The 13,570-nt window shown below is 67.3% G+C and carries 15 protein-coding genes; all 15 read left to right on the top strand.

What is annotated here, in order from left to right; translation table 11 throughout:
- Positions 1-169 precede the first annotated feature (169 nt).
- Positions 170-532, top strand: a complete 363-nt coding sequence (fliE, locus tag EDF74_RS05960; RefSeq protein ID WP_123729204.1) for a flagellar hook-basal body complex protein FliE — start codon at positions 170-172, stop codon at positions 530-532.
- 12 nt (positions 533-544) lie between these two features.
- Positions 545-2,185, top strand: a complete 1,641-nt coding sequence (gene fliF / locus EDF74_RS05955) for a flagellar basal-body MS-ring/collar protein FliF (protein ID WP_123729203.1) — start codon at positions 545-547, stop codon at positions 2,183-2,185.
- 10 nt (positions 2,186-2,195) lie between these two features.
- A complete protein-coding gene (gene fliG, locus EDF74_RS05950) occupies positions 2,196-3,182 on the top strand; it encodes a flagellar motor switch protein FliG (RefSeq protein ID WP_123729202.1) in 987 nt (328 codons plus the stop codon).
- The gene (locus tag EDF74_RS05945) at positions 3,179-3,817 is read left to right on the top strand and encodes a FliH/SctL family protein (RefSeq protein WP_123729201.1); all 639 of its coding nucleotides are present in this window, start codon (positions 3,179-3,181) and stop codon (positions 3,815-3,817) included. The genes fliG and EDF74_RS05945 overlap by 4 nt, the downstream gene beginning before the upstream one ends.
- Positions 3,814-5,193 (top strand): FliI/YscN family ATPase, encoded by a 1,380-nt coding sequence (locus EDF74_RS05940; protein ID WP_123729200.1) that lies wholly within the window; start codon positions 3,814-3,816, stop codon positions 5,191-5,193. The genes EDF74_RS05945 and EDF74_RS05940 overlap by 4 nt, the downstream gene beginning before the upstream one ends.
- A 3-nt stretch (positions 5,194-5,196) precedes the next feature.
- Positions 5,197-5,655, top strand: a complete 459-nt coding sequence (fliJ, locus tag EDF74_RS05935) for a flagellar export protein FliJ (RefSeq protein ID WP_123729199.1) — start codon at positions 5,197-5,199, stop codon at positions 5,653-5,655.
- Positions 5,652-6,815, top strand: coding sequence for a flagellar hook-length control protein FliK (locus tag EDF74_RS05930; RefSeq protein WP_123729198.1), 1,164 nt, complete (start codon positions 5,652-5,654; stop codon positions 6,813-6,815). The genes fliJ and EDF74_RS05930 overlap by 4 nt, the downstream gene beginning before the upstream one ends.
- Before the next feature lie 114 nt (positions 6,816-6,929).
- Complete coding sequence (locus EDF74_RS05925) at positions 6,930-7,445, top strand: flagellar basal body-associated FliL family protein (RefSeq protein ID WP_123729197.1); 516 nt, start codon at positions 6,930-6,932, stop codon at positions 7,443-7,445.
- 9 nt (positions 7,446-7,454) lie between these two features.
- Positions 7,455-8,462, top strand: a complete 1,008-nt coding sequence (gene fliM, locus EDF74_RS05920; RefSeq protein WP_123729196.1) for a flagellar motor switch protein FliM — start codon at positions 7,455-7,457, stop codon at positions 8,460-8,462.
- The gene (fliN, locus tag EDF74_RS05915) at positions 8,459-8,812 is read left to right on the top strand and encodes a flagellar motor switch protein FliN (protein ID WP_123729195.1); all 354 of its coding nucleotides are present in this window, start codon (positions 8,459-8,461) and stop codon (positions 8,810-8,812) included. The genes fliM and fliN overlap by 4 nt, the downstream gene beginning before the upstream one ends.
- Positions 8,809-9,210 (top strand): flagellar biosynthetic protein FliO, encoded by a 402-nt coding sequence (gene fliO / locus EDF74_RS05910; RefSeq protein WP_123729194.1) that lies wholly within the window; start codon positions 8,809-8,811, stop codon positions 9,208-9,210. The genes fliN and fliO overlap by 4 nt, the downstream gene beginning before the upstream one ends.
- Positions 9,211-9,212: 2 nt before the next feature.
- On the top strand, positions 9,213-9,995 hold the full coding sequence (gene fliP / locus EDF74_RS05905) for a flagellar type III secretion system pore protein FliP (protein ID WP_121036736.1): 783 nt from the start codon (positions 9,213-9,215) through the stop codon (positions 9,993-9,995).
- Between the two features lie 38 nt (positions 9,996-10,033).
- Complete coding sequence (locus tag EDF74_RS05900; protein WP_019184809.1) at positions 10,034-10,303, top strand: flagellar biosynthetic protein FliQ; 270 nt, start codon at positions 10,034-10,036, stop codon at positions 10,301-10,303.
- A gap of 10 nt (positions 10,304-10,313) precedes the next feature.
- A complete protein-coding gene (gene fliR / locus EDF74_RS05895; protein ID WP_123729193.1) occupies positions 10,314-11,105 on the top strand; it encodes a flagellar biosynthetic protein FliR in 792 nt (263 codons plus the stop codon).
- A 203-nt stretch (positions 11,106-11,308) separates the two neighbouring features.
- Positions 11,309-13,453: a putative bifunctional diguanylate cyclase/phosphodiesterase gene (locus EDF74_RS05890; RefSeq protein WP_123729192.1), complete on the top strand. Its 2,145-nt coding sequence runs from the start codon at positions 11,309-11,311 to the stop codon at positions 13,451-13,453.
- The last annotated feature ends 117 nt before the right edge of the window (positions 13,454-13,570 follow it).

Here is a 13,570-nt window from a genome sequence, read left to right as displayed (position 1 = left end):
CGTCACTGGGTCACGCAGCCGCACCTCACGTACACCACGGCCACCCCCGCCGGAGCCGCTGACCCCGCAAACCCCCGCCACCGTTACGAAACTGAATCGCTCATCACTTTCGGCACGGCACTTGCAACGTATTCACTCGAAACCCATCCCCTGCTTCGGAACGTTCCAGATGTCGCACTCCGTCACCTCGATCCTTTCTCAGATCCGCACCTTCCAGACCCAGATTGGGCAGCCTGCCGTCAGCCCGCTGACGGAGATGCCGCGCAGCAATGCCATCCAGGGCCTGGTATCCCCCCAGGAGATCCAGGGCCCCAGCTTCACCGAAACCCTGCGTGGCGCCATCGCCGGCGTCAACGATGCGCAACAGAAATCCGGCGCCCTGGCCAAGTCCTTCGAACTGGGTGAACCCGGTGCGGACCTGGCCAAGGTCATGGTCGCCTCGCAGCAGTCCCAGATCGCCTTCCGCGCCACCGTGGAAGTCCGTAACCGTCTCGTCCAGGCTTACCAGGACGTGATGAACATGCCGCTGTAAGGATAGAAACGCATGGCCCTGTCGCTCTCCAAAGAATCGCTGAACACCGAAAAGGCTGGGCAGTGGTTCGACCGGCTGCAAAGCCTGCAGATCACCCGTCGGCTCGGCCTGATGGCGATGATCGCCGTGGCTGTGGCGGCAGGCCTGTTCGTGTTCTTCTGGTCGCAGAAGCCCGGCATGGTGCCGCTGTACACCGGGCTGGACCAGAAGGCCACGGCCGAAGCCACCGACCTGCTGCGCGCCGCGCAGATTCCGTTTGAACTGGACCAGGCCACCGGTGGCATCACCGTGCCGGAAAAGAACCTGCACGATGCCCGCCTCAAGCTGGCCAGCTCCGGGCTGACCGACAGCGGTCGTCTGGGCTTTGAGCTGATGGAGCGTGACCCCGGCTTCGGCGTCAGCCAGTTCATGGAGAACGCCCGCTACCAGCACTCGCTGGAAACCGAACTCTCGCGCACCATCAATACGCTGCGCCCGGTCCGCGATTCGCGCGTGCACCTGGCCATTCCCAAGCCCAGCGCCTTCACCCGCCAGCGCGATGTCGCCAGCGCCTCGGTAGTGCTGGAGCTGCGCGGCGGCCAGCAACTGGAGCGCGGCCAGATCGATGCGATCGTGCACATGGTCGCTGCCAGCATTCCCGACCTCGCCCCGGAACGGGTGACCGTGGTCGACCAGAGCGGTCGCATGCTCAGCGTCTCCGACCCGAACAGCGAGGCGGCGATGAATGCCGCGCAGTTCGAGCAGGTGCGCCGCCAGGAAACCTCGTTCAACCAGCGCATCCGCGAGCTGCTCGAGCCGATGACCGGCCCCGGCCGCGTCAACCCGGAAGTGAGCGTGGACATGGACTTCTCGGTGATCGAGGAGGCCCGTGAGCTCTATAACGGCGAGCCGCAGAAGCTGCGCAGCGAGCAGATGAGCGAAAACAGCACCAACGTGCCCGGCCCGCAGGGCGTGCCTGGTGCCGCCAGCAATACCCCGCCCGGCCCCGCTGCCGCACCGGCCACCGCGCAGGCACCGACGGAAAGCTCCAAGAACGCGACCCGCAACTACGAGCTGGACCGCACCCTGCAGCACACCCGCCAGCCGGCCGGTCGCATCAAGCGCGTCTCGGTGGCGGTGCTGGTGGACAACGTGCCGCGCGCCGGTGCCAACGGCAAGATGGCCGACCAGGCCCTCTCCGCTGCCGAACTCACCCGCGTCGAAGCGCTGGTCAAACAGGCGGTCGGCTTCGATGCCGAGCGTGGCGACACGGTCTCGGTGATGAATGCCCCGTTCGTGCGGGAAGTCACCCCGGTCGAAGGCCCGAAGTGGTGGGAGCTGCCGCAGGTCCAGGACGCACTGCGTCTGCTGCTCGGCGCGATCGTGGTGCTGGCCCTGGTGTTTGGTGTGCTGCGCCCGGCGCTGCGCTCGATCACCGGCCAGAACAAGGGCAAGGAAGAAGAGCTGGAACCCCACACGGCCGACGTGCAGCTGGTCGACGATGACGAGGGTTTGCCCGCCATCGGCAGCGAACGCCTGAACGCGGCTGGACATGAACCCCTGGCGCTGCCGGTGGACTCTTACGAGGAACGACTGCGCATGGCGCGTGAAGCTGTAAAGACCGATTCCAAGCGCGTGGCCCAGGTGGTCAAGGGGTGGGTGGCCAATGACTGAGAACGTGCCCTTGACCGGCGTTCAACGCGCTGCCGTGCTGCTGCTGTCGCTGGGTGAACTGGATGCGGCCGAAGTGCTGCGCCACATGGAACCCAAGGAAGTGCAGAAGATCGGCATCGCCATGGCGACCATGACCGACATCACCCGCGAACAGGTCGAGCGGGTCATGGACCAGTTCGGTGCCGAACTGGGGTCCAAGACCTCGCTGGGCGTGGGCTCGGACGACTACATCCGCAACATGCTGGTGCAGGCGCTGGGCACGGAGAAGGCCGGCAACCTGATCGACCGGATCCTGCTCGGCCGCAACACCACCGGCCTGGATGCCCTGAAGTGGATGGATCCGCGCGCCGTCGCCGATCTGGTCCGCAACGAGCACCCGCAGATCATCGCCATCGTGATGGCTCATCTGGAAACCGACCAGGCCGCCGACGCGCTCAAGCTGCTGCCCGAGCGTACCCGCGTGGATGTGCTGCTGCGCATCGCGACCCTGGATGGCATTCCGCCGAACGCGCTCAATGAGCTCAACGAGATCATGGAGCGCCAGTTCGCCGGCAACCAGAACCTGAAGTCCTCCAACATCGGCGGCGTGCAGTGCGCGGCCAACATCCTGAACTTCATGGACAGTGGCCAGGACCAGGCGATCCTGGGCGAGATCGCGCGCATCGATGCGCCGCTCAGCGGCCGCATCCAGGACCTGATGTTCGTGTTCGACGATCTGGTGGATCTGGACGACCGCGAACTGCAGCTGGTGCTGCGCGAAGTCAGCGGCGAGCGCCTGGGCCTGGCCCTGCGCGGCGCCGACATCAAGGTGCGCGACAAGATCACCCGCAACATGTCCCAGCGTGCGGCCGAGATCCTGCTGGAAGACATGGAAGCCCGTGGTCCGGTGCGCCTGTCGGATGTGGAAGTGGCGCAGCGCGAGATCCTGGCGATCGTCAAGCGCATGGCCGATGAAGGCACCGTCACCATTGGTGGCAATGCGGAGGCCATGCTGTGAACGCTGCCGTGCGCTGGCTTGCCCCCGATCTGCTGGCGGTGCCCGAGCCGGCGCCGGAAGAAGAGAACGTCGACCTCACCGAGCCGGATCCGGAGCTGGAACCGGAGCCGTTGCTGCAGCTGCCGACCCTGGAAGAAATCCAGGCGATCCAGGACAACGCCGAGAAGGATGGCTTTGACCAGGGTCACGCCGATGGCCTTGCCCAGGGCCAGGCCGAGGTGCGCCGCCTGATCGCACAGATCGAAGGCATCTTGGACAACTTCAGCCGGCCGCTGGTGCGGTTGGAAAACGAAGTGGTCGCTGCGCTCGGCGAACTGGCCGTGCGCATTGCGGGCAATCTGGTCGGCCGCGCGTATGAAGCCGAGCCCGAACTGCTGGCGCAGCTGGTCAACGAAGCCGTCGACGCCGTCGGCGGTGCTGCCCGCGAGGTCGAAGTGCGTCTGCACCCGGACGACATCGCTGCGTTGACCCCGGTATTGAACCTGTCCCCGAACCAGCGCCTCACCCCGGATCTCAGCCTGAGCCGCGGCGACCTGCGGGTCCACGCCGAGACCGTGCGCATTGACGGCACCCTGGACGCCCGCCTGCGCGGCGCGCTCGATGCGGTCATCCGCAAGGCAGGAACCACGCCATGAACACCGATACCCTGCCCCCGCCGGCCGATTGGACCGCCGTCCGCAACCTGCGGCTGGCCTCGCGCCTGGACAACATCCGCCCGGATACCGCGCATGGCCGTGGCCTGATCCGCGAAGGCGTGCTGCGCCGCGCGGTTGGCCTGACCCTGGAAGCGGTCGGCTGCGAAGCGCCGATGGGCGCCAGCTGCAAGGTCGAAGTCGCCGACGGTGGCTGGGTGGATGCCGAAGTGGTCGGCTTTGCCGGTGAACGCACCTATCTGATGCCCAGCGCAGAACTGCATGGCCTGCTGCCCAATGCGCGGGTCGTGCCCGCCCTGGGACGCGGCGGTGTGGAAGTGGGCGAAGGCCTGCTCGGCCGCGTCATCGACAGCGACGGCGTGCCGCTGGATGGCAAGGGCCCGATCCGCGCTGAAGGCACCGTCGGCATGGCCGGCGTGTCGATCAATCCGCTGGCCCGTGAGCCCATCACCCAGCCGCTGGACGTGGGCGTACGCGCGATCAACGCGCTGCTGCCGATCGGCCGCGGCCAGCGTGTCGGCCTGTTTGCCGGTTCCGGTGTCGGTAAATCGACCCTGCTGGGCATGATGACGCGCTACACCGCCGCCGACGTGATCGTGGTCGGCCTGATCGGCGAACGTGGCCGCGAAGTCCGCGACTTCGTGGAAAGCACGCTGGGCGAAGAAGGCCTGCGCCGCGCGGTGGTGGTGGCCAGCCCGGCCGACCGACCGCCGCTGGCGCGCCTGCACGGCGCCTACCGTGCGACCGCGATCGCCGAGTGGTTCCGCGACCAGGGCTTGAATGTCCTGCTGCTGATGGACTCGCTGACCCGCTTCGCACAGGCCCAGCGCGAGATCGGCCTGTCCGTCGGTGAGCCGCCGACCACGCGCGGCTATCCGCCGTCCGTGTTCGCCAAGCTGCCGGCCCTGGTCGAGCGCGCCGGCAATGGGGCCAAAGGCCGCGGTTCGATCACCGCGTTCTACACCGTGCTGACCGAAGGCGATGATCCGCAGGATCCGATCGCCGATGCCGCCCGCGCGATTCTCGACGGCCACATCCTGCTCTCGCGGCGCGTCGCCGACAGCGGCCTGTACCCGGCGATCGACGTGGAATCGTCGGTCAGCCGCGTGGTCACGGAAATCGCCGACGAGCCGTGGCGCCTGCGCATCCGCAAGCTCAAGCGGCTGGTCTCGGCGTACTCGGCCAACCGAGATCTGATCGCGATCGGCGCCTATCAGCGCGGCAATGACCCGGCGACCGACGAGGCGCTGGAGCGCTGGTCGGACATCGTTGAATTCCTCGGCCAGGACGTCGGCAAAGCCGCCGACCTGCCGCACAGTCAGGCCGCCCTCAAGCGGCTGGTGGAACCAGAGAGTTAAGCCATGATGCAATCCAAGCGATTCGACCCATTGCTGAAGCGCGCCCAGGACCACGAGGACGAGGTCGCCCGCGACCTCGCCGAGCGCCAGCGCTCCCTCGACACGCATGTGTCGCGGCTGGATGAGCTGCGCCGCTATGCCGACGAATATGCTGGCGCGCAGATGGCCGCGACCAGTCCGGCGCAGCTGATGAACCGGCGCGCGTTCCTGGATCGCCTGGACAGCGCGGTGGCCCAGCAGCGCCAGACCGTGGACAACAACCGCGAGAAGGTCGAGGCCGAGCGCGCGCGTCTGATCCTGGCCAGCCGTGACAAGCAGGTCCTTGAACAGCTGGCCGCCAGTTACCGCGCGCAGGAGAAGGTGGTCACCGATCGCCGCGACCAGCGCGAAATGGATGATCTAGGTGCACGCCGGTCGCGCCAGGCGCAACGCGAAGACAGCGAAAACGGAGGCACGCCATGACGCCGTCAGCCCTGCTCGGCGGCACCGCGCCGGCACAGTCCAGCACTGCCGGCGCCTCCGGCAGCCGTCCCGATGCATCCGGCGGCAGCGACCGTCGGGAGTTTGACGCGATGCTCAAGCCCGGCCGCGATGCGGCTGGCCCGGAGGCATCAAGCAAACCCGCCGGCCGCCGCGAGGCGCCTGCGGGCAAGGACGCCGCCACGCCGGATACCGGCAAGGACACCGCATCACGCCCCGGCAGCGCCAGCAGCAAAGACACCGCCGAGACGCCTGCCACGACCGATACCAGCACCGCGCCGCCCGCCACCGCCGACAAGCCGGTGGCCGAGGCGGCGGACGACGATGCAGCGTGGCCGCCGTTCGGCCTGGCCGGCTTGGCGTTGAACGGGCTGCCGGTTGCGGTGCCCGTGCCGGTCGCGCCCGCGCCTGCCGGGACCGCCGCCGGTGCTGCGCCCACGACGGCGGCGCTGCCGACGCTGGCCACCGCCACTGCGGACACCACCGCGCCGGCAGCGGGCCCGCTGGCGCCGGCGGCACCTGCGACAAGCGGCATCGCCCTGCCCGCCCTGGCGGCCGACGCCGCCCCAGCCGACGCCGTGCCGCTGTTGAAGGCCTTTACCGAGGCGCTGAGCGCTGCCTCCAGCGATGGCCCGGACGCACCGGCCACACCGGTGCTGCACGCCCTGCAGAGCATCGTCGACGCCAAACCGGCAGCGGCCACGCCCTTCACCGGCTCGCCGACCGCCACCCCGCAGCTGGGCGCTGGTGATTTCGATGATGCCGTCGGCGCCCGCGTCAGTTGGTTGGCGGACCAGAAGATCGGCCACGCCCATATCAAGATCACCCCGAACGACCTGGGCCCGATCGACGTGCGACTGCATCTGGACGGTGACAAGGTCCATGCGACCTTCACCAGCGCCCATGCCGACGTGCGTCATGCACTGGAAAGCAGTCTGCCGCGCCTGCGCGACATGCTTGGCGAACAGGGCTTCCAGCTCGGCCAGGCCGATGTCGGCCAGCAGCACACCGCGCAGGATGGCGGCCGTGGCGATGGTGCCCGGAGCGGCGCGGGCGATGACGGCGAGGCGTTGATGGCCGAGACCACGCTGTCGCCCTCGCAGTTGATCCGTCAGCGCGGGCTGGTCGACGCCTACGCGTGATCCGCGGGTGCGACGCCGCTTCGGCGGCGCCGCCAGAAACCCGACACCCGCCCTCTTCGGCATTCAGGCACAGCCTTTGCATGTAGTCAGGAAGCAATCCTCTGGAGCTTCCTCGTGGCCGCAGCCGCCGACAAAACCAAGAAATCCGCCGACAAGGACGCCACGGCCAAGCCGCGTCGTCCGATCCTGATCACCGCCCTGGTCGCGGTGCTCGCTGCCGGTGCCGCCGGTGGCGGCGTCTGGTATTTCACCCAGTCCCAGCACGATGACAAGGCCGCCAAGCCGGCCGCCAAAGCCGCGGTGCCTGCACCGGCCCAGTACTTCGGTCTGGAGCCGCCGTTCGTGGTCAACCTCAACAGCAGCTTCGACGGCCCGCGCTACCTGCAGGTCGAAGTGCAGTTGATGAGCCGCGATCCGGCCGCCATGGAAGCGATCAAGCTCCATGCCCCGGCGATCCGCGCCAAGCTGCTCATGCTGTTCTCGCAGGTCGAGCCGACCGACATCGCCGACCGCGCGGGCAAGGAACGCCTGCAGGCCACCTCGCTGGCCGAAGTGCAGAAGCTGCTCAAGGCCGAGACCGGCAAGCCGGGTGCCGACGAATTGCTGTTCACCAGTTTCGTCACCCAGTAAGGGCCGACCATGAATGACCTGCTTTCCCAGGATGAGATCGATGCGCTGTTACACGGCGTGGACTCCGGTGCGGTCGAGACCGACATCGATGCTGCCACGCCCGGCGAGGCGCGCTCGTATGACTTTGCCAGTCAGGACCGCATCATCCGCGGCCGCATGCCGACCCTGGAAATGGTCAACGAGCGCTTCGCGCGCCTGTGGCGCATCGGCCTGTTCAACCTGATCCGGCGCTCGGCAGAGCTGTCCGTGCGCGGCATCGAACTGATCAAGTTCAATGACTACATGCACTCGCTGTACGTGCCGACCAACCTCAACCTGATCCGCTTCAAGCCGCTGCGCGGCACCGGGCTGATCGTGTTCGAGCCGACGCTGGTGTTCGCGATCGTGGACAACTTCTTCGGCGGCGACGGCCGCTACCCGACCCGTATCGAAGGCCGCGAGTTCACCGCGACCGAAATGCGCGTCATCCACCTGCTGCTCAAGCAGACCTTCGCCGATCTGCAGGAAGCCTGGGCGCCGGTGATGGATGTGGAGCTGGAGTACATCAACTCCGAAATCAATCCCCACTTCGCCAACATCGTGACGCCGCGCGAGTACGTGGTGGTCTGCCGCCTGCATGTCGAACTTGACGGCGGTGGCGGCGACATCCACGTCACCCTGCCCTACTCGATGCTCGAGCCGATCCGCGAGCTGCTCGACGCCGGCATCCAGAGCGACCGCAACGACCGCGATGCCAGCTGGGGCGTGATGCTGCGCGAACAGCTCAACATCGCCGAAGTCACGCTGTCCAGCGTGTTGGCCAGCAAGCGCATGACCCTGCGTGAACTGACCGGCCTGAAGGTCGGCGACATCCTCTCGATCGACATGCCGGCGCAGGTGCCGTTGTGCGTGGAGAACATCCCGGTGTTCACCGGCGAGTTCGGCATCGCCAACGGTTGCAACGCCATCAAGATCACCGCCACCCATCCCCCGGGCACCCGCCCACGCGTTCCCGTACTCCAGGAAGTCTCGAAATGAACGATATCGAATCCAACGAACCGCTGTCCCCGGCGGAACCGGCACCGGCGCAGTTCACCACGCTGCAGTCCGATGAGAACCTCGGTCCCGAGCTGAACCTGGATGTGATCCTGGACGTACCGGTGACCCTGTCGCTGGAAGTGGGCCGTGCACGCCTGCCGATCCGCAACCTGCTGCAGCTCAACCAGGGCTCGGTGGTGGAACTGGAACGCGGCGCCGGCGAATCGCTGGACGTGTTCGTCAACGGCACCCTGATCGCCCATGGCGAGGTGGTGGTGATCAACGACCGCTTCGGCGTGCGCTTGACCGATGTGGTCAGCCCGAGCGAACGGATCCGGAGACTGCGTTGAGCACCGGGCTGCTGATCGCAGCCGGCGCGTCGACCGTCAAGGTCGGCCAGCATGCCGCCGCTGCACCGGGCATGTTCGGTGCGGTACTGGCACTGCTGGGCGTGCTGGCGTTGATCGTCGGCCTGGGCTGGCTGCTCAAGCGCATGCCCGGCAGCGGCTTCCGCCCGGCCGAAGGCCTGCGGGTGGTTGCCAGCCTTACCGTCGGCGCGAAAGAGCGCGTGGTGGTGGTCGAGGTCAATGGCACCCAGCTGCTGCTGGGTGTCACCGCCGGTGGCATCAACACCCTGCATCAGCTGCCCGAGCCGCTGCCGACCCCGCCGCCGGCGCGCCTTCCCGATTTCAAACACCTGCCGAATTTCGCCCAGCTGCTGCAACAGCGGCTGCGCAAGGAATCCTGAACATGCGTGGCCCCCGTACCTCCTGGACCCGTTACCTGCCGCTGTTGTTGACTGCCCTGCTGTGCGCGCTGCCGGCCCTGGCCTGGGCCGCGCCCGGCGTGCCGGGTGTGCCGGCGCTGCCTGACGTGAACGTCGGCAAGATCGGCGGCCAGCCGGTCAGCCTGCCGCTGCAGACGCTGCTGCTGATGACGGCGATCACCCTGATCCCCTCGATGCTGCTGGTGCTGACCGCCTTCACCCGCATCATCATCGTGCTGGGCCTGCTGCGCCAGGCGCTGGGTACCGGCCAGACGCCGTCCAACCAGGTGCTGCTCGGCCTGGCCCTGTTCCTCACCGCGATGGTGATGCTGCCGGTGTGGCAGAAGGCGTGGGGCAGCGGCATGGCGCCCTACCTCAACGGCGAGATCGACTTCCAGACCGCCTGGACCCTGACCACCCAGCCGCTGCGCGCCTTCATGCTGGCGCAGATCCGCGAGACCGATCTGATGACCTTCGCCGGCATGGCCGGTCACGGTACCTACGACAGCCCGGATGCCATTCCGTTCCCGATCCTGGTCGCCTCGTTCGTCACCAGCGAGCTGAAGACCGCCTTCGAGATCGGCTTCCTGATCTTCATCCCGTTCGTGATCATCGATCTGGTCGTGGCCAGCGTACTGATGTCGATGGGCATGATGATGCTCTCGCCGATGCTGGTCTCCGCCCCCTTCAAGATCCTCTTGTTCGTGCTGGTGGATGGCTGGGTTCTCGTGGTTGGCACCTTGGCTGCCAGTTTCAATGCGGTCTGACCGCCCCGCCCTGTTGATCGATACGGACCGAGACTGACATGACGCCCGAACTTGCCCTGACCGAACTGCGTGGTGGCCTGATCACCGTGTTGTGGGTCGCCGGCCCGCTGCTGCTCACCGTGCTGATCGTCGGCGTGGTGGTCGGCGTGGTCCAGGCGGCCACCCAGCTCAACGAGCCGACCATCGCTTTCGTGGCCAAGGCCGCGGCCTTGACGGTGGTGTTGTTCGCGCTCGGCAGCCTGTTGATCGGCCATCTGGTCGAATACACCACGCTGCTGTTCCAGCGCATTCCACATCTGATCGGCTGAGGCAGCCGCCGTGGATTCCGCGACCCAGATGGCCGCCGACGGCCTGCAGGCCTTCGGCATGATCGGCACGATCCTGTGGACCATGCTGCGCATCGGCGCCATGATCATGGCGATGCCGCTGATCGGCACCCGCGCGGTGCCTTCGCGGGTACGCGTGATGCTTGCCGGTGCACTGGCGATCGCGCTCTCGCCGATGCTGCCGCCGGTACCGGAATGGACCGGCTTCGATGCAGCCACCGTGCTGACCATCGCCCGCGAGCTGGCCATCGGCATCTCGATCGGTTTCCTGCTGCGGCTGGTATTCGAAGCCGGTGCGATGGCCGGTGAACTGGTCGCACAGGGTACCGGCCTGGCCTTCGCGCAGATGAGTGATCCGATGCGCGGTGGCAGCTCCGGCGTGATCGGGCAGTGGTTCTATCTGCTGTTCGGACTGCTGTTCTTCGCGTCCAACGGTCACCTGGCGCTGATTTCATTGTTGATGGACAGCTACAAGGCATTGCCGATCGGCACCGCCCTGCCCGATCCGCATGCGTTCTTCGCCATCGCCCCCACGTTCCTGCTGCAGGTATTCCGTGGCGCGCTCACGCTGGCGCTGCCGCTCACCGTCGCGATGCTGGCCATCAATCTGGCCTTCGGCGTGCTGGCACGTGCCGCGCCCGCGCTCAACCCGATCCAGCTGGGCCTGCCGGTGGCCCTGCTGCTGGGTCTGTTCCTGCTGACTGTGCTGGCCGGCGAGATGGGGCCGCCGGTACAGCGTCTGTTCGATGCCGCCTTCGACGCGGCCGACAGCGTCAGCCGCTGACCCGGGACACACCCGGGACAGCGCGGAAGGTGGCCGAAAGCGGGCCATTCGTCACTTGCGGCGCCCCCCGGTCGGGTTGTTAGTCTGGCCCTGCGTTCCGCTGCGCCGTCGCACGGCGATGACGAAACCTTCACCCGCTGTCTGCGGTGATGGCGTGGCGTTCTGTCGTATCGCTCAGGTGTTGACCAGGGAGAGAGTCATCCATGCTGATCGGCAGCTACACCCCGTGGTTGGTCGTTGTCTCGTTTCTCGTGGCCGTGCTGGCCTCCTTCACTGCGCTGGACATGGCCAGCCGGGTCACCACGGCGGCCACACGCCGCTCCACCTGGTTGTGGCTGATCGGGGGCGGAGGCGCGATGGGGCTGGGCATCTGGTCGATGCACTTCATCGGCATGCTCGCTTTCCAGCTCCCGATCCCGCTCGGCTATGCGCTGGGCCTGACCACCGTCTCGCTGTTGGCCGCCGTGGCCTCCTCCATCTTCGCGCTGTGGCTGGTCTCACGCCCGACCCTGCCGAACGGCCGCCTCGTGCTCGGCGCGGTATTGATGGGCAGCGGCATCGCATCGATGCACTACCTGGGCATGGCCGCGCTGTACATGCAGCCCGGGATCGACTATCACGCCGGCTGGGTGGCACTGTCGCTGCTCATCGCAGTGGCCGCCTCCTGGGCCGCGCTGTACATCGCCTTCCGCCTGCGCAGCAGCCACCGGCGTCTTCGTGATCGCATCGCCCCGGCGCTGGTGCTCGGCGCGGCCATCGTAGGCATGCACTACACCGGCATGGCCGCAGCACGTTTCCCCGCCGGCAGCCTCTGCGGTGCCGCCGCGGGTGACGGCCTTCAGGCACAGTGGCTGGCGCTGGTGGTGCTGGTGCTCACCATCGCGATCCTGGCCATCGTGCTGATCGTCTCCTGGCTGGACCAGCGCATGGAGGCGCAGCTGCTGCGTCTGCGCAATACGCACCTGACCAGCTCACTGGATGATGCGCAGGCCGAGTTGACCCAGGCAGCCCTGCACGACCCCCTGACCCGTCTACCCAATCGCCGGCTGCTGCAGCAGCGCATCGAACAGGCGCTGGCCGAGGCCGAGCAGCGCGGCAGCCGGTTCGCGGTGATGTTCATGGATCTGGATGGCTTCAAACAGGTCAATGATGCCTACGGACACCAGACCGGCGATGCGCTGCTGGTCGCTGTCGCCGATCGCACCCGCAAGCTGCTGCGGCCGGCGGACATGATCGCGCGGCTCGGCGGCGACGAATTCGTGCTGGTGGTGCCGATCGAGAACGACGAGGATGTCGCCGCGCTGGCCAGCCGCATCATCCAGACCGTGGGCCGCGAACCATTGCTGCCGCACCAGGACCTGCAGGTGACCGCCAGCATCGGCATCGCCATCTGCCCCGACCACGCCGTCAGTGAGCGTCAGCTCATGGCCTTCGCCGATGCGGCGATGTACCAGGCCAAGGAAGCCGGCCGCAATGCCTATGTGCGCTTCGCCGACTGGATGAACGACAGCGCCGAGCAGCAGTTCCAGCTCCTCGCCGACCTGCGTCGGGCGATCGGTACCGAGCAGCTGTTCCTGCACTACCAGCCCAAGACCCGCGTGGCCGGCCAGTCGGTCAGCGGGGCCGAAGCGCTGATCCGCTGGCGTCACCCGCAGCAGGGCCTGATCCCGCCGGACCGCTTCATCCGCCTGGCCGAGCGCAGCGGCGTGATCAACGACATCGGCCGCTGGGCGCTCAACGAGGCCTGCCGGCAGCTGCGTGTGTGGCACGACGCCGGGCATGACGGCTGGACGGTCTCGGTGAATCTCTCACCGATCCAGTTCGCCTCGCCCAATCTGCTGCAGGAAGTGCGCGAGGCGCTCAAGACCCATCACCTCCAGCCACGCCGGCTGATCCTGGAAATCACGGAAAGCACCGTGATGCGTGACACCGAGGCCAGCCTGACCCTGTTGCAGGCCATGGCCGCGCTGGGCGTGGGCATCTCCATCGATGATTTCGGCACCGGGTATTCCAGCCTGCTGTACCTCAAGCGGCTGCCGGCCACCGAGATCAAGATCGACCATGCGTTCGTGCGCGATCTGGAAAACAGCTCCGAGGACGTGGTGATCGTCTCGGCGATCGTGGCGCTGGGGCATGCCCTGGACATGGACATCGTCGCCGAAGGCGTCGAGACCGCCGGCCAACGGGCTTACCTGGAGCGGCTGGGCTGCGACTACCTGCAGGGGTATCTGCTCGGCCGGCCAGTGGACCCGGAGCGCTTCATGCAGCTGCATGACCTGCCCCGCCCCAGAGTGGAGGTCTCGGCAGGCTGGAAGGCCCAGCCGCGGCCAGGGGCCTCGGCGGGGTGATGCTGGATACCCGGTAGTGCCGGCCGCTGGCCGGCTCCTCAGAACCCAGCAGGCATCGCCTGGAGCCGGCCAGCGGCCGGCACTACCTTCTCGTAGCCCGCGGAACGGTTCTTGCAC

Origin of the sequence: Stenotrophomonas rhizophila (assembly GCF_003751305.1) — a bacterium.
GTDB lineage: Bacteria > Pseudomonadota > Gammaproteobacteria > Xanthomonadales > Xanthomonadaceae > Stenotrophomonas > Stenotrophomonas rhizophila_B.
Note: the sequence above shows the minus strand (reverse complement) of the source record. Positions and strands in the feature narration are given on the sequence as shown.

Coding starts and splice junctions, on each gene's coding strand:
- fliE (WP_123729204.1), top strand. CDS start 170: ATGTCGCACTCCGTCACCTCGATCCTTTCTCAGATCCGCACCTTCCAG.
- fliF (WP_123729203.1), top strand. CDS start 545: ATGGCCCTGTCGCTCTCCAAAGAATCGCTGAACACCGAAAAGGCTGGG.
- EDF74_RS05940 (WP_123729200.1), top strand. CDS start 3,814: ATGAACACCGATACCCTGCCCCCGCCGGCCGATTGGACCGCCGTCCGC.
- fliJ (WP_123729199.1), top strand. CDS start 5,197: ATGATGCAATCCAAGCGATTCGACCCATTGCTGAAGCGCGCCCAGGAC.
- EDF74_RS05930 (WP_123729198.1), top strand. CDS start 5,652: ATGACGCCGTCAGCCCTGCTCGGCGGCACCGCGCCGGCACAGTCCAGC.
- fliM (WP_123729196.1), top strand. CDS start 7,455: ATGAATGACCTGCTTTCCCAGGATGAGATCGATGCGCTGTTACACGGC.
- fliN (WP_123729195.1), top strand. CDS start 8,459: ATGAACGATATCGAATCCAACGAACCGCTGTCCCCGGCGGAACCGGCA.
- fliP (WP_121036736.1), top strand. CDS start 9,213: ATGCGTGGCCCCCGTACCTCCTGGACCCGTTACCTGCCGCTGTTGTTG.
- EDF74_RS05900 (WP_019184809.1), top strand. CDS start 10,034: ATGACGCCCGAACTTGCCCTGACCGAACTGCGTGGTGGCCTGATCACC.
- EDF74_RS05890 (WP_123729192.1), top strand. CDS start 11,309: ATGCTGATCGGCAGCTACACCCCGTGGTTGGTCGTTGTCTCGTTTCTC.